Annotated in this window: 15 protein-coding genes; 5 read left to right on the forward strand and 10 right to left on the reverse strand. The window is 70.0% G+C overall.

Annotated features, from left to right (window positions below):
* The first annotated feature begins 30 nt into the window (after nt 1-30).
* Together AB4Y75_RS11875 and AB4Y75_RS11880 are read left to right on the forward strand one after the other, a co-directional pair.
* Complete coding sequence (locus AB4Y75_RS11875; protein ID WP_441436089.1) at nt 31-2,652, forward strand: beta-glucosidase; 2,622 nt, start codon at nt 31-33, stop codon at nt 2,650-2,652.
* A gap of 65 nt (nt 2,653-2,717) precedes the next feature.
* Nucleotides 2,718-3,401: a TetR/AcrR family transcriptional regulator gene (locus AB4Y75_RS11880; RefSeq protein WP_441436090.1), complete on the forward strand. Its 684-nt coding sequence runs from the start codon at nt 2,718-2,720 to the stop codon at nt 3,399-3,401.
* A 124-nt stretch (nt 3,402-3,525) separates the two neighbouring features.
* Here AB4Y75_RS11880 and AB4Y75_RS11885 read toward each other — a convergent pair whose 3' ends face one another.
* The 6 genes from AB4Y75_RS11885 to AB4Y75_RS11910 are packed head-to-tail and all read right to left on the reverse strand — an operon-like array spanning nt 3,526 to nt 11,947.
* On the reverse strand, nt 3,526-4,938 hold the full coding sequence (locus tag AB4Y75_RS11885; RefSeq protein ID WP_441436091.1) for an NAD(P)/FAD-dependent oxidoreductase: 1,413 nt from the start codon (nt 4,936-4,938) through the stop codon (nt 3,526-3,528).
* A 53-nt stretch (nt 4,939-4,991) separates the two neighbouring features.
* Nucleotides 4,992-6,602, reverse strand: coding sequence for a dipeptide ABC transporter ATP-binding protein (locus AB4Y75_RS11890; protein WP_441436092.1), 1,611 nt, complete (start codon nt 6,600-6,602; stop codon nt 4,992-4,994).
* Complete coding sequence (locus AB4Y75_RS11895; RefSeq protein WP_441436093.1) at nt 6,599-7,456, reverse strand: ABC transporter permease; 858 nt, start codon at nt 7,454-7,456, stop codon at nt 6,599-6,601. The genes AB4Y75_RS11890 and AB4Y75_RS11895 overlap by 4 nt, the downstream gene beginning before the upstream one ends.
* On the reverse strand, nt 7,453-8,529 hold the full coding sequence (locus AB4Y75_RS11900; protein ID WP_441436094.1) for an ABC transporter permease: 1,077 nt from the start codon (nt 8,527-8,529) through the stop codon (nt 7,453-7,455). The genes AB4Y75_RS11895 and AB4Y75_RS11900 overlap by 4 nt, the downstream gene beginning before the upstream one ends.
* A 2-nt stretch (nt 8,530-8,531) precedes the next feature.
* The gene (locus AB4Y75_RS11905; protein WP_441436095.1) at nt 8,532-10,274 is read right to left on the reverse strand and encodes an ABC transporter substrate-binding protein; all 1,743 of its coding nucleotides are present in this window, start codon (nt 10,272-10,274) and stop codon (nt 8,532-8,534) included.
* Nucleotides 10,271-11,947, reverse strand: a complete 1,677-nt coding sequence (locus AB4Y75_RS11910; protein ID WP_441436096.1) for an amidohydrolase — start codon at nt 11,945-11,947, stop codon at nt 10,271-10,273. Before AB4Y75_RS11910 ends, AB4Y75_RS11905 begins: the two co-directional genes overlap by 4 nt.
* Before the next feature lie 176 nt (nt 11,948-12,123).
* Between AB4Y75_RS11910 and AB4Y75_RS11915 the strand changes: the two genes are divergently transcribed.
* Both AB4Y75_RS11915 and AB4Y75_RS11920 read left to right on the forward strand, forming a co-directional pair.
* Nucleotides 12,124-12,807, forward strand: coding sequence for a TetR/AcrR family transcriptional regulator (locus tag AB4Y75_RS11915; RefSeq protein ID WP_441436097.1), 684 nt, complete (start codon nt 12,124-12,126; stop codon nt 12,805-12,807).
* A 74-nt stretch (nt 12,808-12,881) separates the two neighbouring features.
* Nucleotides 12,882-14,360 carry a gamma-aminobutyraldehyde dehydrogenase gene (locus tag AB4Y75_RS11920; RefSeq protein WP_441436098.1) on the forward strand — a complete coding sequence of 493 codons (1,479 nt, stop codon included), beginning with the start codon at nt 12,882-12,884 and terminating at the stop codon, nt 14,358-14,360.
* A gap of 105 nt (nt 14,361-14,465) precedes the next feature.
* Here AB4Y75_RS11920 and AB4Y75_RS11925 read toward each other — a convergent pair whose 3' ends face one another.
* A complete protein-coding gene (locus tag AB4Y75_RS11925; RefSeq protein WP_441436099.1) occupies nt 14,466-15,764 on the reverse strand; it encodes an ArgE/DapE family deacylase in 1,299 nt (432 codons plus the stop codon).
* A complete protein-coding gene (locus tag AB4Y75_RS11930; protein ID WP_441436100.1) occupies nt 15,761-17,062 on the reverse strand; it encodes an MFS transporter in 1,302 nt (433 codons plus the stop codon). Before AB4Y75_RS11930 ends, AB4Y75_RS11925 begins: the two co-directional genes overlap by 4 nt.
* A 132-nt stretch (nt 17,063-17,194) precedes the next feature.
* On the opposite strand from AB4Y75_RS11930, the gene AB4Y75_RS11935 reads away from it, so the two are divergent.
* The gene (locus AB4Y75_RS11935; RefSeq protein WP_441436101.1) at nt 17,195-18,064 is read left to right on the forward strand and encodes a LysR family transcriptional regulator; all 870 of its coding nucleotides are present in this window, start codon (nt 17,195-17,197) and stop codon (nt 18,062-18,064) included.
* 4 nt (nt 18,065-18,068) lie between these two features.
* On the opposite strand, the gene AB4Y75_RS11940 is transcribed toward AB4Y75_RS11935, so the two are convergent.
* Together AB4Y75_RS11940 and AB4Y75_RS11945 are read right to left on the reverse strand one after the other, a co-directional pair.
* The gene (locus tag AB4Y75_RS11940; RefSeq protein WP_441436102.1) at nt 18,069-18,593 is read right to left on the reverse strand and encodes a MarR family winged helix-turn-helix transcriptional regulator; all 525 of its coding nucleotides are present in this window, start codon (nt 18,591-18,593) and stop codon (nt 18,069-18,071) included.
* Nucleotides 18,594-18,603: 10 nt separating this feature from the next.
* Nucleotides 18,604-20,055, reverse strand: a complete 1,452-nt coding sequence (locus AB4Y75_RS11945; protein WP_441436103.1) for a cryptochrome/photolyase family protein — start codon at nt 20,053-20,055, stop codon at nt 18,604-18,606.
* Nucleotides 20,056-20,101: the final 46 nt, after the last annotated feature.

Consider the following 20,101-nt stretch of genomic DNA (forward strand, 5'->3'; position numbering starts at 1 on the left):
TTCGCTGCAAGTCCCAGAAGGTGAAGTGACATGACCCAGAGCACCAGCACGGACGCACAGTCGCGGGAAGCGGTCGCGCAGGCGATCTCCCGGCTCAGCCTCGAGGAGAAGGTGAACCTCCTGACCGGGGAGACGGCCTTCACCCTTCCCGGCAACGACGCCATCGGCCTGGTGCCCCTCGCCTTCTCCGACGGCCCCACCGGGGTGCGCGGCCTGAAGTTCATGGGCGGCGACGCGGTGGCCCTCTTCCCCAACGCCACCCTCATCGCGTCCTCCTGGGACGACGCGATCGCCGAGGAGGTGGGTGGGATGCTCTCCGAGGAGGCGCATCGCCAGAACATCCACGTGGTCCTCGGACCCACCATCAATCTGCACCGCACCCCGCTGGGCGGACGGCTCTTCGAGGCCTACTCGGAGGATCCCTACCTGACCGGGCGGGCGGCGAGCGCCTATGTCCGCGGCTTGCAGGAGGGGGCACCCGACGCCGGCTCCGGCGGGGCCGGACAGCGCGACGGCGGGCCCGGCTCCGGCGGGTCCGGACGCCGGGGCGGCGGCACGGGCGCCTGCCTCAAGCACCTGGTGGCCAACGAATCCGAGATCCTGCGCAACTTCATGGACTCCCGCGTCTCCGAGACCGCGCTCCGGGAGGTCTACCTGCTGCCGTTCGAGATGGCCGTCCAGGACGCCCATCCGTGGGCCATGATGGCCGCCTACAACGACATCAACGGCGTGACCGCCACCGAGCAGGACCACATCCAGAACGGGATCGTGAAGGACGAATGGGGCTGGGACGGCCTCATCATGAGCGACTGGTTCGCCACCAAACGCACCGTCCAATCCGCCAATGGCGGCCTGGACCTGGTCATGCCGGGTCCGGTGGGCCCGTGGGGTGACCGCCTGGTGGCCGCCGTCCGGCGCGGAGACGTCGCCGAGAGCACCGTGGACGACCACGTCACCCGGCTGCTCCTCCTGGCCCGGCGCACCGGCGCCTTCGGCACGGACGGCACATCCCCGCTCGCGTCCTCCGTTTTCGCGCAGGGCATGCCCGCCCCGGACTCCCCGGAGCGCCGGGAACAGCTGCGCCGGATCGCCACCCGCGGCATGACGCTGCTGAAGAACGACGCCGGAGCCCTCCCTCTCAGCCAGGACGGTCCCGTCGCGCTCGTGGGGCGGTCCGCCGTGCACACCGTGTGCATGGGCGGCGGCTCCGCGCAGGTCACCCCGCCTTACCAGGTCAGCATCGCCGAGGGTCTGGAAACCCGGCTCGGGGACCGCCTGACCGTGGTGGACGGGCTGGCCATCCGGCGACGCCCCCTCGCCGCGAGCCCGGAGTTCGTCACGGACCCCGTGAGCGGCGAACCGGGCGTCCGAATCACCCGGCTGGCGGCGGACGGGCATGAGCTCGGCTCCGGGCACTCCCCCGTGGCGTCCCTGAGCACCGGCTTCGACGACCCCGGCCAGGAGTCCCCCGCCGCAGTGCGGATCGAGGCGGACCTGCGGAACCCGGCGGGCACCGTCCGGGTGGGGGCCATCGGCGCGGGCCACTGGCACGTGACCGTCACCGGCCCGGACGGCACGGTGCTGGAGGAACTGGACCGCGAGGTCAGCACCGAGGGCTTCGATCCCGGCGAGGGCATCCTCCGTCCCCCCGCGTTCTCCGAGCTCCTGGACCTGCCCGCCGGGGTCCGGGTCACCGCCGCGCAGACCTTCCGGACCGTGGACTGGCGTGCCGTGCTGGAGGCGCAGCCGCACGTGAGGGTGGCCGAGGAGAGCCACATCTTCGCGGCGTCCGGGGCCGGGGTGGCCGCCCTGGTCGCCGAGTCGCTCCCGGTCAGCGACGATCAGGCCCTCGCCGCCGCCGAGGAGGCCGCGGGCGGGGCGGGGACCGCCGTCGTCGTGGTCGGGCTGACCGAGGAGGACGAGACCGAGGCCGCGGACAAGCACACCCTGGCCCTGCCCGGACGGCAGGACGAGCTGGTGCGCCGCGTGGCCGCGGCGGCGGAGCGGACCGTGGTGGTCGTGAACGCCGCCACCCCGATCCTCATGCCGTGGCTGGATGAGGTGGACGCGGTGGTGATCGTGGGGCTGCCGGGCCAGGAGGGCGGGCATGCCGTGGCGGACGTCCTCACGGGCGCGGCCGAGCCGACCGGCCGCCTCGTCACCACTTATCCTTCCGCGGACGGCGCGGCCCCGGCCTGGAACACCCAGCCGGACGAGACGCTCGGCCTGGACTACAGCGACGGCACCGCCATCGGCTACCGCGGCTACCACGCCGGGAACGCCCCGGAGCCGCTGTTCTGGTTCGGCGCCGGGCTCGGTTTCGGCGCCTGGGAGTACGCGGACGCTGAGCTCACGGACGACGACGGCGCCCCCGCCGTGTCCCTGACGCTGCGAAACGTCTCGGCACGGGACAGCCGTGAAGCGGTGCAGCTGTACTACGATCCCGCGGAGGCCGGGCAGCCCGTCCGGCTGGCGGGGTACGCGACCGTCGAGGTCCCAGCAGGCGGCTCGGTCCCCGTGACCGTCCGCGCGGATCCCCGGCTGTTCCGCCGCTGGGACGAGACCGCCGGCTCCTGGCAGGACCTCTCGGGCGGGGAACTCCTCCTGGCCCGGGGCCTGGGCGACATCCGGGCGCGGGTATCGTTGGGATGAGCCTCGGCCTGGGGGAACGGCACGTTCCCCCAGGCCACATCCCGTCCCGGACTTCTTGGAGAGCCATGCCGCCCGTCCCTTCGCAGGAGAACGCCACCTCGGGCACGGCCGCGAACGCCTCTGGACGGCTCCGGCGCAACAGCGGACGTCCGAAGGGCGCGGACAGCGCCGCCCGGCGCGAGGAGATCCTGGCGACCGCCGCCCAGGTCTTCTCCGAGGAGGGCTACCGGGGCACCTCCATGAGTTCCGTGGCGCGGGCCTGCGGCCTGAGTCAGACCGGCCTGCTCCATCACTTCGCCACCAAGGACGTGCTCCTGGGCGCGGTCATGGAATGGCGTGACGCGCAGGACATGGCGCTGCTGGACGGGCTCGATCAGGGAGCCCCTCGGGCCTGGGCCGCAGTGGAGCGGCTCGAGCGGCTGGTCCGCCTCAACACCCGGCAGCCCGGCATGATCCGGCTCTTCACCACCCTGGCCGGTGAGGCGACCGCTCACGATCACCCGGCCAACTCCTGGCTCCTGGAACACCACCGTCTGGCCGAGGAGATGATCCGGCGCGCCTTCCGCGAAGCCGCGGAGGACGGCCGGCTCAGCGCGGACGCACCGGTGGATTCCCTGGTGCGCTGTCTGGTGGCGACCATGGACGGACTGCAGATGCAGTGGCTGTCCGATCCGGACTACGACGGCGCGGCCATGGCGGACGACTTCGGCGCGCTGATCCGGACCATCCGGGAGCGCTGGGAGGCTTAGCCCGCCGGGGCGCGCGGCGGCGTCGGCCTCACCCACACAGAGAACTGCGCCCTGTTTCACTTTTCGCGGGGCAATATCCCCGCGAAAAGTGAAACAGGGCGCAGAACCACGGCGGAACGGCCACTCAGGAGTCGAAGCCCAGCCCCACGGCGTCGAGGGCCTTCAGGATGAAGTTCCGCTTGCCTTCGTTGTGGTCGGCCCGGTCCATGGACCACCGCGTCAGGTTGATGCCCACCGAGGCGAACGGTTCCGGAGGGAACGGCAGGGGCCGCTTGCGGACCATCTCCACGCGGGTCCGCTCCGTGTCCGCGCCGCTCAGCAGGTCCAGCATCACGTCCGCGGCGAAGGCCGTGGCCCCCACACCCAGGCCCGTGAAGCCCGAGGCGTAGGCCACGCGCTCCTTCCGCGCCGTGCCGAAGAACGCGCAGAACTGGGTGCTGGAGTCGATGGGGCCCGCCCACTTGTGCGTGAACTTCAGGCCCTCCAGCTGCGGGAACGTGGTGAAGAAGTGGCTGGCCAGCTTCTCCCACGTGCCCGGCTGGTACTCATGGCCCTCATCGACCCGCCGGCCCCAGAAGTACAGCGCGTCATAGCCGCCGAACAGGATCCGGTTGTCCCGGGTGATCCGGTAGTAGTGGAACTGGTTGGCCATGTCCCCGATGCCCTGCCGGTTGGTCCAGCCGATGGCCGCGAGCTGCTCCTCGCTCAGCGGTTCGGTCATGATGGCGTAGTCGTAGACCGGCACGGTCATGAGCGCGTTGCGCTTGAGCAGGGACGGGAAGACGTTGGTGCCCAGCACCACCTGGCCCGCGTGGACGGTGCCGCGGTCCGTGACCACGTCCACGCCGCCGTCGACGTCCACCAGCTCCCGCACCCGCGTCCCCTCATGGATGGTCACGCCCAGCTCGGTGGCCACCCGGGCGAGCTCGGTGGCGAGCTTGTACGGGTGCACCATGGCCACGGAGTCCTTGAGCCACACCGACCCCAGGAACGTGGGCGAGTTGACCTCGGCCTGGGTGGCCTCCCGGTCCAGGACGTGCCCGCCGCTCTCCTCCGCCAGCCACTGGAGCTGATGGGGTTCGACGGCGACGTTCAGCTCGCCGGTGCGCTCCCAGTCGCAGTCCATGCCGTAACGCTCGATCGCCTCCTGCATGCGCTCCAGGTTCTCCAGGCCCAGACGTTCGAGGGTCTCGATCTCCTGCGGCCAGCGGCTCTTGCCGTTCTCGTAGCCGTGGGTCAGGCTGGCCTCGCAGAAGCCGCCGTTGCGCCCGGATGCCGCCCAGGCGATGCGCTCGCCTTCGAGCAGGATGACGCTGCGCTCGGGTTCACGTTCCTTGGCACGCAGCGCGGTCCACAGGCCCGTGTAGCCGCCGCCGACGATCACCAGGGCAGCGCTCGCGTCGCCCTCCAGCCGGGGGTACCGGGTCACGTCCGGACCCAGGTCGTCGATCCAGAACGGGCGGTGGACGGCGCCGTCCAGAGATCGCGCGACGACGGCGGGCTGCGGGACGTTCCGTTCGAAAACGGTGGTATGCACGGGAGTTTCTCCTGTTTCAGTGCGGGGTGAGTGAAGTGTGGGTGGGCGGGGCCTCAGAGGGCCACCGGCTCGGCATCCCAGAGAGGCCGCGGACGGGACCCGATGAGGTTCCGGGTGTAGTCGTCCGCGGGCGCCGCCAGGACCTCCGCCGTGGGGCCCTGTTCCACGATCCGGCCCTGGTGCATCACCAGGACCTGCGAGCAGATCCGGGACACCACGGCCAGGTCGTGCGTGACGAAGAGGATGGTCAGGCCGAGCTGGTCGCGGAGTTCCTCGACGAGTTCCAGCACCTGAGCCTGGACGGAGACGTCCAGGGCGCTGGTGGCCTCGTCCAGGACCAGGAGCCTGGGCTGCGCCGCGAGCGCCTTGGCCAGGGCGACCCTCTGGCGCTGACCGCCGGAGAGCGCCCGGGGTTTCGCCCCGAAACGCTCGGGGCCGATGCCCACGCGCTCCAGAAGGTCGCGGGCGCTGTCCACGGCCGCCTTGCGGCCCTGCTTGCGGTGCAGCCGGAACACGTCGGCCACGGCCTGCCCCACGGGGATCCGGGGGTCCAGGGAGAGGTACGGGTCCTGGAAGACGATCTGCACATCCCTGGCCAGGAGCTTGCGCTCGGCCGCCTTCAGCGGGCGGGCCGGGCGCTTGGTCCCGTCCAGGTGGAGCTCGCCGTCGCTGGCGGTCTCCAGGGCGACCACCAGGCGAGCGAGCGTGGACTTGCCCGAACCGGACTCCCCCACGACGCCGAGCGAGCCTCCGCGCGGGAGGGTGAACGCGGCGTCGTCGAGGGCCGTGATGACCTCTCCGTGGGCGAGCTCGTACCGCTTGCTCAGCCCGGAGACCTCCAGCAGTGGCGCGTCCTCGGTCGGGGCGGGCGGGGCCGGCACCCGGTCCAGGTCGATGGTCGGGGTGGCCCCCACGAGCTCCCGGGTGTAGTCCTGCTGCGGGCTCACGAAGACGTCACGGGTGCGGCCGTGCTCCACCACCTTGCCGCGGCGGAGCACGTAGACGCGCTCACACAGGCTGGCCGCGAGATTGAGGTCGTGCGTGATGAACAGCATGCCCATGCCGCGGGCCTGCTGCTCGTCCCGCAGCAGCTGGACGATCCCGGCCTGCGTGGTCACGTCCAGGGCCGTGGTGGGCTCGTCGCAGAGCAGCAGCTCCGGGGAGTCCAGGAGCGCGGCCGCGATCATGACACGCTGCAGCATGCCGCCGGAGAGCTGGTGCGGGTACTGGTTCACCAGGTCCTTGGCCCGGCGCAGTCCCACCTGCTCCAGCTGCGTCACGGCGCGTTCGGTGGCCTCGGCCCGGGACAGCCCGCGCCAGCGCACCAGCGTCTCGGTCAGGAAGTCGCCCACGGTCCGCACCGGATTGATGCCCGCGCGGGGGTCCTGGAAGATCATGGACGCGCGCTGACGGCGCAGGTCCAGGAGCTGCTGGCGTCCGGCCGTGAGCGTGTCGAGGCCACGGACGGACACCAGGCCCGAGTGCTGGGCGCGCTCCGGGAGGAGTCCCAGTGCGGCCCGCGTGGTCAGGGACTTCCCCGAACCGGACTCGCCCACCAGTGCCACCGCCTCGCCGTCGTCGACGTGGAGGGAGACCTTGTCCAGCAGCGGGTCGCGGCCCGCGAAGCCGAGGGTGAAGTCCTGTACTTCCAGCAAGTGGCTCATGAGAGCTTGCCTCCGATCCGATCCGAGATCTCTTCACCGATGACGTTCACGGCGACCACCACGATCACCACCACCAGGGCCGGCCAGAACGCCGGCAGGATGTAACCGCCCAGCAGAGCCCCTCGGGACTCCTCGATCATGGCGCCCCAGTCGCTCGTGGGCGGCTGGACGCCGAGGCCGATGAAGGACAGGGCCGCGAGGTCCGCCAGGACGTAGCCGAAGTTCAGCGCCGACTGGGCGCCCACGGTGGGGATCAGGTTCGGCAGCACCCGGCCCAGGACCACCCACGGAGTCCGGAAGCCGAGCACCCGGTACGCCTGGACGTACGGCCGGGAGCGCTCCGAAGCCACGAGCCCCTGGGTCAGGCGCGCCACATAGGGCACATAGGCGATGGTCATGGCGATGATGGGCGCCACGAGACCCTTGCCGAAGAGCGCGACGGCGAGCATGGACACCAGCAGGGCCGGGAAGGCGAAGAGGATGTCGAACACCCGGCCCAGGACCTTGCCGAGCCAGCCGTCGGACCAGCCCGCGGCGAGGCCCAGGAGCAGGCCGAGGACCGTGGAGCCGAGCACCACCAGGGTGGGGCCGAGCAGCGAGGTCCGCCCGCCGAACATGAGCCGGCTGAGCAGGTCACGGCCCAGGGCGTCCGTGCCCAGGAGGTGCTGGGCGCTGGGCCCGGCCAGGACGTTGTCCAGATCGACGTAGTCCGGGTCGTACGGGGCCAGGGTCGGGGCCAGCACGGACACCACGACCACCACGGCCGCGACGACCACGGCGATCCACGCCGTGAGGGACAGGGCCGAGGTGTAGCGCCGGAACCCGGTCTGCGGGAGCGTCATTGAGAGGGTCATCGGGTCTCCGATCCGGCGGCGATACGAGGGTCGATGAGGGGCTGGACCAGGTCCACCACGGTGTTGACCACGACGAACGCCGTGACCACGACCATGACGATCGCCTGCACCACGCCGAAGTCCAGCCGGTCGATGGACTGGACCAGGAGCTGGCCGATCCCGGTGAGGCCGAAGGTCTGCTCGATGATGGCGCTGGAGACCAGGAGTCCCGCGATCAGGACGCCGCTCACCGTGAGGATGGGACCCAGGGCATTGCGCAGCACGTGGCGCAGGACCACGGTGGGACGCGTCAGGCCGCGGCTCGTGGCCACCTCGACGTGTTCCCTGATGAGCTGTTCATTCATGGAGGAGCGGGTCACCCGGGCCACGAAGGCGATGTACGTGACGCCGAGGGCCAGGGCCGGCAGGGTGAGATGCCAGATCCGGTCCCAGAAGCCGTCTCCGCTGCCGAAGGACGGGAACCAGCCCAGGTTCACGGAGAAGACCGCCACGAGGCCGATGGCCGCCACGAAGGGCGGGACCGCGCCGGCCGCAGTGAGGGAGATCAGGATGAACTTGTCGCCGAAGCCCTTGTTGAGGCTCGCGATGATGCCGGCCAGCAGGCCCAGGATCGTGATGAAGACGGCGGCGAGCGCCACGAGCTGCAAGGTGGTGGGAAGGCGGTTGAGCAGCACGTCCGAGACGTCCTGCCGGTAGGTCAGGGACCGACCCCAGTCGCCGTGCAGAATGCCGCCCAGCCAGTTCACGTACTGCTCCCACGGTGGCTTGTCCAGGCCGTACTGACGGGTGATCTCCGCGAGCGCCTCCGGCTTGGGGCTGCGGCCTCGGAGCAGGAAGCGTGCCGGGTCGCCGGGGACCAGGAAGCGCGAGAAGAACACCGCGAGCGAGGCCACGAACAGGGTCAGCAGCAGGGTGCCGATCTTGACGAGCACGAACCGCAGGCGGGAGCCGCCCTTGCGCTTCCGGGCGTTGCCGGAGGCACCCGGCACGCCGGGCCCTCCCGTCCCGTCGGATGCTCCGGAGCCACCGGGGCCCGGGGAGTCGGGCGAGGGTTTCACGTCAACAGCAGTCATGGTCAACGGCCTCCGATCTTGGCAGCCCACGGGAAGTACATGTAGTTGATGGACGGGTCGGCCCCGGTGATGCGCTTGCCCAGCCACATGGACGTGACCGTCTCGTACAGCGGACCCCAGACCACCTCGTCGCTGGCGATCTTCGCCGCCTGCCCGGTGAACTTCGCTCGCTGATCCGGGTCCTTGGTCCCGATCGCCTGGTTGACGAGCTTGTCGTACTGCTTGTTGACCCAGCCGCCGTAGTTGCTGAAGTCTCCTTCCCGCAGCACGCTGTACATCTCGAGCGGTTCGGTGCTGGAGAGATACCAGGAGGTCAGCACCAGGTCCGTGCCTTTGCGGGCCTCCGGATCGGAGAACAGGGTCGTGTATTTGTCGTTGGACATCGTCCGGATCTCGGGGTTGAGCCCGATCTCCTTCGCCGCGGACGCGATGGCCCGGGTCTCGATATCGAAGGCCGCGCTCAGCGAGGCCGTGGAGAACACCACCTTCTTGCCGGTGGCGCCGGCCTCCTTCACGAGCTTCTTCGCCTCGGCCAGGTCGTACTTCAGCGGCTCCAGGTCACCGAAGGCCTTGTCCACCGTCGCCGGCTTCGCCGCATTCCACACATTGCGCGTGGTGAGGGCGTCGGTCGGCCGGGCGTAGCCCTGTTCGGCCGCCTTGATGAGGGAGGGCCGGTTGATGGCCATCATGAGGGCTTTGCGGACCCTCACGTCCTTGAAGGTCCCGGCCAGGTCCGTGAAAACCAGGCTCTGGACCGTGCTGTCCGCACCGAAGTAGAGGTTCCCCGCGTCCGTGTTGGCCTTGAGGATGTCCATGGCATTGGACGGGATCATGAAGGCCCCGTCGATCTCGCCGGTCTGGAGGGCGTTGATGCGCGAGTTGGCGTCCGTCAGCATCTTGAACGTCACTTGTTTGGACTTCGCCTTCAGGGACGGGTCCCAGTAATCGTCGAAGCGCTTGAGAGTGATGCTCTCCCCCGCTTCCCAGCTGACGAAGGAGAAGGGACCGGTGCAGTTCACGCCCTTCGTGGAGTTGCCGTAGTCCTTGCCGTCCTTGGCGAGGGTCTTGGCGGACTCGACGACGCCGGGCGAGCCGACCAGCGCCGCGTTCAGGGTGTAATCCGGCTTGGCCATGGTGATGGTCACCTGGTCCGCCGCCGTCTTGTCGATGCTCGCCACGTTCTGGAACGCCGACGCCCAGAACGAGCCGACCTTCTCATCGAGGTGCCGGCGGAGGGACGCCACCACGTCGTCGGCCGTCATGATGGTCCCGTCGTGGAACTTCACGCCCTGCCGGATGGTGTAGACCCAGTGCAGCGGGTCCGGGTTGTCCACCTTGGTGGCCAGGCCGGGCGACACCGTGAGGTCCTTGTTCCAGCGGAACAGCGACTCGCAGACATTGGCCAGGACGGTGTTGTCCGGGTAGTCGAAGGCGTAGGCGTAGTCCAGGGAGAACGGCTCGGCGTACATCGCCCAGGAGAAGCCGTCGATGTCCTTGGTCGGCGCCGGGGACCCCTGGCTCAGGGTGAACTTCGCTTCGCCGGGGTTCCCCGCGGCGCCGGGCCGTGCCGCGCAGCCGCTCAGGACCAGGCCGCCCACCACGGCGAGGGTGATGGCCGCCTTGCCGCGGGCCGCCGTCGTCGGGCGTTCCGCGGACGACGACGGCGCGCCGAACCACTCGCGCACGCTCCGGAAGGCGCGTCCCCGGCGTCGCCGCGGGGCCGTGCCGTGCGGGCTCTTCCTCATGCTTCCCCCTCCTGGGCGGTCCTGCGGTAGACGCGTTCCCCGTCGATCCAGGTCTCCTCGACGCGGGCGGTGTGGATCTGGTCCGCGCGCAGCTGGAAGACGTCCCGGTCCAGGATCACGAAGTCGGCCAGGCGCCCTTCCTCCAGGGTGCCGGTGACCTGATCGAGGTGATTGATCCAGGCGGTGCCCTGAGTGTAAGCGTCCAGGATCTGCTTGAGGCTCAGTTTCTGGTGTTCCGGGCCCAGCGGGGCGTCGGTCGCGCCCGGGGCGGTCCTGTTGACGGCCACGTGCATCGCCGCGAGCGGGTCTGCGCTGGAGACGGGCCAGTCACTGCCGGCGGCCAGGCGGACGCCGTGGGAGGCCAGTTCCCCGAACGGGTAGTGGCGTTCTTCGGCGTCGGGCTCCAGGAACGGCAGGGTGAGCTCGTCCATCTGCTCTTCGTGGCAGGCCCAGAGTGCCTGCACATTGGCCACGGCGCCGAGTTCCGCGAAGCGCGGGGTGTCCTCGGCCCGGACCAGCTGAAGGTGCGCCAGGTGGTGGCGGCCGTCGGTGGAGCCATTGGCCTGGCGGGCGTGTTCGAGCGCGTCGAGGGAGTCCGTGACGGCGCGGTCACCCAGGGCGTGGAAGTGGAGCTGCATCCCGGCGGCGTCCAGGGCGGTGACGAAGCCCTTCATCTCCTCCGGGTCGAAGAACTCGATGCCGCGGTTGTCGGTGTGGTGTCCGTGGTGGTCACGGTAGGGCTCGTGCATGGCCGCGGTGAAGTTCTCGGCGACCCCGTCCACCATGACCTTGACGGTGCTCGCGGTGAGCCGTTCCGGCGCCACCGCCTGGGCCACCTCCTCGCGACGGGCGAGGACGGGTTCCAGCTGGGCGTCGCCGGCGGTGCGGTCCCACCACTGGCAGATGCGGACCCGGACCTTGAGATCGCCGGCCTGGGCGGCCTGCACGTAGACCTTGAGGAGGTCCACGCTGCCATCCTCCGGATTGGTCACCCAGGCGTCCTGCCAGGCGGTGATGCCCTGGGAGAGGAGGAGGGCCTGGGCCTTGATCAGGCCGGCGTAGGCCAGCTCATGGGTGGTTCCGGGCCGGACCGCTGCGAAGAGGTCCATCGCGCCTTCGTGCACTGTTCCCGCCGGGGTGCCGTCCGCTTCGCGCTCAAGGCGTCCGCTCTCCGGGTCCGGGGTGGTGGCGTCGATGCCCGCGAGTTCCAGGGCCTTGCTGTTCACCCAGGCCCCGTGGTGGTCACGGTTCTGGAGGAAGACGGGGCGGTCCGGGACCACGGCGTCGAGGAGCCCGCGGGTGGGTGTGCCGCCCGGGAAGTGTTCCATGGACCAGCCGGCGCCGAGGATCCAGGGCTCATCCGGGTGTTCCTCGGCGTAGCGGCGGACGGTCTCCACGGCTTCCGCGCCGCTGGTGACTTCGGTGAGGTCGCATTGCAGGAGTTCCACGCCGGCGAAGACCGGATGCATGTGGGAGTCCTGGAACCCCGGGACGATCAGCTTGCCGGCGACGTTCAGCCGTTCGGTGCCCGCGTCCGCCAGGTGTGCCAGTTCATCGGCCGTCCCCACCGCGAGGACCTTCCCGTCGCCGATCGCCAGGTCGGCCCGGCGCGGTGCGTCGTCGCGGCCGGTGTAGACCCATCCGTTCTCCAGGATGGTCTGCGCAGTTGCCATGAGCTCCTCGAATCTGTGTGCGGGGCTGGATTGCACTCGACACTATGATGCGGGTCACAGTTAAGTCAACGATGTTGACATCATTAATGACATTGCGTCTGACTCCCTTGACGTGACGGCGTCGGGATCGTGTACCGTGGGGTTCCAGAACCGAGGCATGGAAGCGGGGTGGATAGATGGCGCAGGCCGCGCAGCCCAGTGAACGCCGCGCACGGCTTGACCCGGAAACCATCATCGACGCAGTCCTGAAAATCGCCGGACAGGATCCCGGCGAGCGCTTCACGTTCCGCCGCCTGGGCGAGGAACTCGGGGTGGACGCCACCGCGGTGTACCGGCATTTCCGCAATAGGGATGCCATCATCCGGGCGGCTCTGGACCGGCTCTTCGCCCTGTCCGTGGAACGCACCGAGGCCGCGGGCCGGCAGAGCGACTGGCGGGCCCGGCTGGAGGCCTATCTGGACGAACTGCTCAGGGTCTTCATGCAGTACCCCTCCCTGGGCAGCGAATCCTTCGCCACGGACACCTATGGTCCCGGCGAGCTGAAAGCCATCGAGTTCGTGCTGCAGTGCCTCACGGACGCGGGCCTCCCGGAGGAGCGCGTGGTGCATTACTACGCCGCCCTGGAAAGTTACACGCTGGCCCTCGGCGCCGGGGTCGCCCTGGAGATCCAGCGGCTTCCCGACTCCCAGGGCCACGACCCGTGGCTCAACCCCCGGATCTTCTCCCACCTCTCCGGGCATCCCCTGCTCGAAAAGCATCACCGGGCCCTGCAACGGCTCGACTCCCTCAGCACCTTCCAGGCCGGCCTGGCCGCCATCCTGGACAGCGCCGAGCGGGAAAGCAGCCTCTCTGCCATCTGAGTGCTCAGCAGTGGCGGGTTCCGGGGCACTCCACCCACCACCTCTGAGCACTCAACGCCACAGAAGGACGCACCATGCACCAGTTCATCAACGGCAAGGCCGTCACCGGTTCCTCCGGCGCCACCCAGGACGTGATCAACCCGGCCACGGGTGAGGTCACCGCCACCGTGACCCTCGCGAGCCTGCGCGACCTCGAGTCCGCCGTCGCCGCGGCCCGGGCGGCCTTCCCGGCCTGGTCCCGCACCACCCCCGGCGAGCGCTCCGCGATCCTGCAGCGCTTCGCCCGCATCCTCGAGGCCCGCGCCGAGGAGTTCGCCCAGGCGGAGAGCTCGCAGACCGGCAAGCCCCTGCGCCTGTGCCGCGAATTCGACGTGCCGGGCACCATCGACAATGTGGACTTCTTCGCCGGCGCGGCCCGGAACCTCGAGGGCAAGGCCATGGCCGAGTACTCCGCCGACCACACCTCCGCGATCCGCCGCGAGGCCATCGGCGTCATCGGCTCCATCGCCCCGTGGAACTACCCGCTCCAGATGGCCGCCTGGAAGATCCTGCCCGCCATCGCGGCCGGCAACACCATCATCCTCAAGCCGGCCGAGATCACGCCCCTGACCTCGGTCATGTTCGCCGAGGCCCTCACCGAAGCGGGCCTGCCGGACGGCGTCGTCAACGTCCTGGTGGGCAGCGGCAGCACCGTCGGCGCGGCTCTCATGCGTCACCCCCACGTGGACATGGTCTCCTTCACCGGCTCCACGGCCGTGGGCCGCACCGTCCTGGAGGCCGCGGCGGTGAACGCCAAGCGTGTGCACCTGGAGCTGGGCGGCAAGGCGCCCTTCGTGGTGTTCGACGACGCCGACATCGACGCCGCGGTGCACGGCGCCGTCGCGGGTTCCCTGATCAACTCGGGTCAGGACTGCACGGCGGCCACCCGCGCGCTGGTGCACCGCAGCGTCTACCAGGAGTTCGTGGACAAGCTGGCGGCGCGATTCGACGGCATCGTCCTGGGCACCCCGGACGATGACGGCGCGGACATCGGTTCGCTCTCATCCTTCCGGCACCGCGACCACGTGGCCGGCATGGTCGAGCGCGCCCGGGGCTACGCCCGCGTGGTGGCCGGCGGCCACGTCCCCACCGAGGACGGACTGGGCGACGGCGCCTTCTACCGCCCCACGCTGATCGTGGACGCCACGCCTGATTCGGAGATCGTCAAGAACGAGGTGTTCGGCCCGGTCCTGGTGGTCCTGCCCTTCGACGACGACGACGAGGCCATCGCCCTCGCCAACGACACCGTGTACGGGCTGGCCGCCTCCGCCTGGACCTCCAGCATCCAGCGTGCGCTGCGTGCCACCCGGGAGATCAAGGCCGGGTGCGTGTGGGTCAACGACCACATCCCGATCATCTCCGAGATGCCCCACGGCGGCTTCAAGCAGTCCGGCTTCGGCAAGGACATGTCGGCCTACTCCTTCGAGGAGTACACCCAGGTCAAGCACGTGATGTTCGAGCTGGGCGGCGTCGTGGAGAAGGACTGGCACCGCACCATCTTCGCGCTGCGCTGACCCTTCCGGGAACCGGGGCCGGCCCGTTGCGGGTGGAACGTCAGCGGCCGGCCGTGACCGCGGAATTCCTGCGGTCACGGCCGGCCATTGGGCGTCACGGGACAGTCAGACGGGTGTCACCCCGCACCACTGGGCGATGAAGAGGGCCATGGCGCCCGTGACCTCTTTCAGGGAGGCCACGGACACGCATTCGTCGGCTCCGTGCATGCGCTGGCATTCCGGTCCGAACACCAGGGCCGGCGTGCCGTCGAACAGCCCGTGGACCCGGGAGTCGATGTAGCAGAGCATGGTGCGCGCGCCCAGCTCCCGGCCCGTGGTGGAGTTGAACGCCTCCGCCAGGACCGCTTCGGCCGCGGTGCCGGGTTCCAGCACGTAGCCGTCCGCGTAGAAGCCGGTCTTCGTCACGGTCACGCTCGCGCCCTGCAGCACCGGCAGTGCGGCCACGGCCAGATCGATGCACTCCTGGATCTCGGCCCAGGCGCTGTCCACGTCATGCCCGGGCGGGAACCCCGCACGGAGGGTGAACTCGGCGTGGTCCGGCACGGAACTGGTCCAGTCCCCGCCGTGCAGCGTGCCGACGTTGAAATTGAAGGGATGCTCGATCCCCTCGAAGTGGGGCACCTGCGCGGAGACGGAGTTCCACTTCTCTTCCAGCACCCGCAAGGCGCCCACCAGCGCGTACGCCCCGTCCAGGGCGTTGAAGCCGCTGGACATCTCGGCGGCATGCGCGGCCCGGCCGGTCAGCCGGACCTTGAACCAGATCACGCCCAGATGCGCCCTGACCAGGTCCCCGCCCACCGGTTCCGGAATGAGCACGGCGTCCGCGTGGTAGCCGTGCTGCAGGGTGGAGACCGTGCCGTTGCCGGTGCTCTCCTCCTCCGGGACGGACTGCACGTGGATCCGGCCCGCGGGACGCAGCCCGGCATCACGCAGGGCCCGGAGCGCGAACGGGATCGCGGCGAGCCCGGCCTTCATGTCCCCTGCGCCTCGGCCGTGGAGCCAGCCGTCCACGATCGCCGGGTCGAACGGATCGCGCTCCCAGAGCTCGGGGAGCCCGGTGGGCACGACGTCGACGTGACCGTTCAGAATGAGGCTCCGCCCGCCGTCGTCGGCGTGATGAGTGCCGACCACCACCTCGCTGCCGGAGTAGTCGACGTCGATGGCGCCCGCCGCGGGGTGCCGGGAGATCTCCTCCGGATCCAGCGTCCAGCGGTCGATCTCCAGGCCCAGCTCGCAGAACTGCTCCTCCATGAGGTCCTGCGCCGCACCCTCGGCGCCGCGCAGTGAGGGGGTCGCGACCAGGCGCTGGGTGAAGGCCAGCTGGGCGGGGTAGCCCCGGTCGACGGCGGCGAGGATGGCGTCCCGGTCGGACGGCGCCAGCGGCTGATTCAGGTCCGGGCTCATCGGGCGTCCTCCCGCTGAGCCGCCTTCACGCCGGCCGTGCGGCGGGCGATGGCCCAGACGCCGACGGCGGTCAGCACCACTTCCGCCGCGTAGAGCCCGGCCACGCCCCAGGGGCCGAGCCCGCCCAGCAGGGCCTGCGCGATCAGCGGCGTGGAGCCGCCCACGATCGTGGCGCACAGCTGGTACGCGATGGAGACGCCGGTGTAGCGGACGGAGACCGGGAAGGCTTCGGCCAGCAGGGTCGCCAGGAGCGCGTAGTAGGTGGAGGCGCCCACGATGTTGATCACCATCATCACGGCCAGGAACGGCACGTTCTGGGACAGGATCGCCAGGAAGAGCGGGATGATGACCACCAGCGCGAACACCAGCGCTGACATCATGACCCGCACGGCGCCGAAGCGTTCGGCCAGCCGCGCCGCCACAGGCTGCCAGATGAATTGCAGAACGGCGGTGACCAGCAGGATGTTCAGGATGAGCTGACGGTTCATCTTCAGCTCACCCGTGGTCCAGGCCAGCAGGAAGGTGTTGCTGAAGTAGGCGGCCGCGATGCCGAGAATGGACGCCAGCACGCCGAGGACGACGGCGCCGCCAGCCGTGCGGAAGACCTCCACCACCGGGGTCCGCGGGATCTCGTTGCGGGCCTTCGCTTCGAGGAACTGGCCGGACTCCTCCACCTTGGCGCGGATGATGAAGCCGACGATCACCAGGACAGCGGAGAGCAGGAACGGGATGCGCCAGCCCCAGCTGAGGAAGGCCTCGTTCGGCAGGGCACCCACCGCCAGGAAGGCGAGGGTGGCCAGGATGGATCCCGCCGGGGAGCCCTGCTGGACCCAGGCGCCGGCGCGGCCCTTGCGATCCTCGGACGCGTGCTCGGTGGCCATGAGCACGGCGCCGCCCCATTCACCGCCGACGGCGATGCCCTGCAGGGCACGCAGCACGATCAGCAGGATCGGTGCGGCCGCGCCGATCTGGGCGTAGCTGGGTAGCAGGCCGATCAGGGCGGTGGAGGCGCCCATCATGACCAGGGTGACGATCAGGGTGTTCTTGCGGCCGAACTTGTCGCCGAAGTGGCCGAAGATGAAACCGCCCAGCGGACGGGCCAGGAAGCCGACCCAGAAGGTGGCGAAGGAGGCCATGAGCGCGGAGGCGGGGTCGATCTGCGGATAGAAGACCTTGCCGAAGACCAGCGCCGCGGCGGTGCCGAAGATGAAGAAGTCGTACCACTCGATGGCGGTGCCCACGAAGGCGCCGAGAGTGGCACGGCGCTGCGCCGTGCGGGCAGTGGCTGTAGTGCTCATGTGTGTTCCTCCCGAGACCGTGACGGGATTCGATCTTCCCGTGATGCACGTCTCACGGAGATCAACTATCCGAGGTGAGGAATATAATCGTCCAATGCCTATGAGGCTGAATATGCATAACTTGGAGGCATAGTGGAGCTACGGGTCATCGAGTACTTCATCGCCGTGGCGGACCACGGCACGGTCAGCGCCGCCGCCGAGGCACTCTTCGTGACGCAGCCCGCGGTGTCCCGCCAGATCACCTCCCTGGAACGCGAACTCGGCTCCCGACTCTTCGCCCGCACTCCCGCGGGCATGCGGCTCACCCCGGCAGGCGCCCGGTTCCTACCGATCGCCCAGGACATCCTCTGGCGCACTCAGACCGGGACGGCCGTCATGCGCGGGCTCTCCCAGGAGTCCGTGGACCTGGTGATCGCCTGCCCGCCGACCGTGTTGCGGTACGTGGTGGCGCCCTTCCTCGCGGAGCGGAGACGTCCTGTCCGGGACATCCGCGAGCACCCTCCCGAGCAGGTCTACCGCGAGGTCCAGGAGCGGCGGGCCGATCTGGCGATCGGAACACTCACCCCACCCGCGGCCCTGGAACGCCACCGGGTGCTGGAGGTGCCGCTCAAAGCGCAGGGGCTCGGGAGGAACTGGCAGCCGGACGCGGGCGGCACCGTGGAACTCGCGCGGCTGGAGGGCCTGACCCTGCTGGTGTCGAAGGGCGGCAGCGCCTTGCGGCAGACTCTCAGCGAGGCCTCCGAACAAGAGGGTCTGGCGCTGGAGCTCGGCGACGGCGTTTCCTCGGGGACGGTGGCACAAGCGCTGGCCGCCGCGGGCCGCGGAGTGGCCGTCGTGGTGGAGCCGCCGGACTTCGGGCTCGACTCCCACCGGATCACCAGGTCCGGTCGGCCACTCACGGTCCGCGACTGGGCGGCGTGGGACCCCGCGCACTACGCGGCCGCGGAGATCCGGTCACTCGTGGGCGAGCTCGAGGAATGGTGCCGGGGCCGGTTCGACTAGAGGGTCATCCCTCCGCCGCCTGGACTTCCTCGCGGGCGGCCTCGATGGCGTCCGTCAGCTTGGTGATCATCTCTTCGAACAGGGCGATCTGGTCCTCCGAGTACTCGCCGAGCACGGGCATCATGTGCTCGACCATCGGGTCGAACATCTCCCGGCCCGTCGCCCGGGCGCTCGGGGTGGAACTGAGCACCAGCTGACGCCGGTCCACCGGGCTCGGGTGACGCTGCAGATGGCCCGAGGCCTCCAGCCGGTCCAGCACGGACGTCATGGCCGCAGAACTGAGGATCAGGAGGCGCCGGAGGTCGCGCGGCGTGACGGTGGCGCCGGTCCGGTCCGCCTCCACGACGGCGTTGATCGCATGGATGTCGTTGCGGGCCAGGCCGTGGTGGCGCCGGACCACCTCAGAGTAGCGCTCGGCCTCGGTGGTGAATTTCTGCAGGAGGAACAGCACCTCAAATCCGGGCGTGGCGGCGAGACGCTCACGTTCTGGGGATGACTCGACGCCGAGGGCGCTCTCTTCCGGATGCATGCGATACATCTTAGGATCTCCCCGCCGCATGAGCCGGTTGCGCCCCGGCTTCCGACATGACCTTCAACCGGTCCAGTGCGCCCTTCCGGGAATCCGCGAGGTCCACGCACGGGAGCGGATACTCCGGGGTGTTCAGTTCCGGGATCCATTCCGCGAGATACGCGCCGTCGGGATCGTGGGTCCGCGCCTGGGTCTGAGGGTTGAAGATCCGGAAGAACGGCGCGGCGTCCGCCCCGCTGCCGGCGGCCCATTGCCAGTTGAAGGGATTGGCCGCGGCATCGGCGTCCACCAGAGTGTCCCAGAACCACTGCTCGCCCAGCCGCCAATGGATCCCGAGGTTCTTCACCAGGAAGCTCGCACTCACCATCCGGACCCGGTTGTGCATCCATCCGGTGTTCCAGAGCTGGCGCTGTCCGGCGTCCACCAGCGGAATCCCGGTCCGGCCCCGCTGCCAGGCATGCAGCAGCGCCGCCATGTCCGGGCTCCTGGTCCCGCCGTCGTCGCCGCCGCCCTGCGCGTTCTCCCCCGGGAGCCACCAGGGGTGCCGGTCGAACTCCGGGCGCAGGTTCACGGTCGCCAGACGCGGGTGGTGGTACAGCTGATGCCAGGCGAATTCCCGCCACCCCAGTTCGCCGGCGAAGGCCGCGGAGGCCTCCGGGGCCTTCCGGCGCAGCGACGCGAGCCCGGCCCACACCTGGAACGGGCTCACGTGGCCCCAGCGGAGGTACGGCGAGAGTCTGCTGGAGCCCTCGACGCCGGGCCGCTCCCGGGCGTCGCGGTAGTCACCCAGCTTCTCGTCCAGGAAGTCCGCGAGCAGTTCCTGCCCGGCCTGCTCGCCGGGAGCCCAGGCTTCGCGGAGCGGTGCGGACCAGTCGGGACGGGACGGCAGAAGCCCGAGGGACTCCGGTTCCAGCCCCTCGGGCACGGAGAGCCCGTGCGTATCCTGCGGTTCCGGCACGGGCAGGGGCGGCCGGAAATCCTGAGAACTCAGCGTCTTCCAGAACGGCGTGAAGACGCGGTACGGATTGCCCTGCTGCGTGGTGATGCGCCAGGGCTCGTGCAGCAGGGATGCCTGGAAGCTCCTGGCCGTGCGGCCCGCGGCCGTCAGGAGCGCTTTCACCGCCTGGTCGGCGCGCCGTTCGGGGCCGCCGTAGCGACGGTTCCAGAAGACGGACCCGGCCCCCGCGACCGCGGCCACGTCCGGCACCACCAAGGCGGCCGGCCCCCGGCGGATCACCAGCGGAACGTTGAGCTCGGCGAGCCCGTCCCGCAGCTCGGCGAGCGCATGATGCAGCCACCAGCGCGCCGCTCCCCCCAGGGGCCGCACTCCGGGCGACTGCTCATCCAGCACGTACAGCGCGACGGTCCTCCCCGCGTCGAGGGCGGCCCGCAGGGCGGGATGGTCCGCCGTCCTCAGGTCGTCGCGGAACCAGACGACGGAGACTTCGGTCCTCCCGGTCATGGCGTCACCCCTTGAATCGCTCGATCATCTACAAATATGATCGTCT

This window comes from Arthrobacter sp. RAF14 (assembly GCF_052114185.1).
In the GTDB taxonomy this organism is placed as follows: Bacteria; Actinomycetota; Actinomycetes; order Actinomycetales; family Micrococcaceae; genus Arthrobacter_E.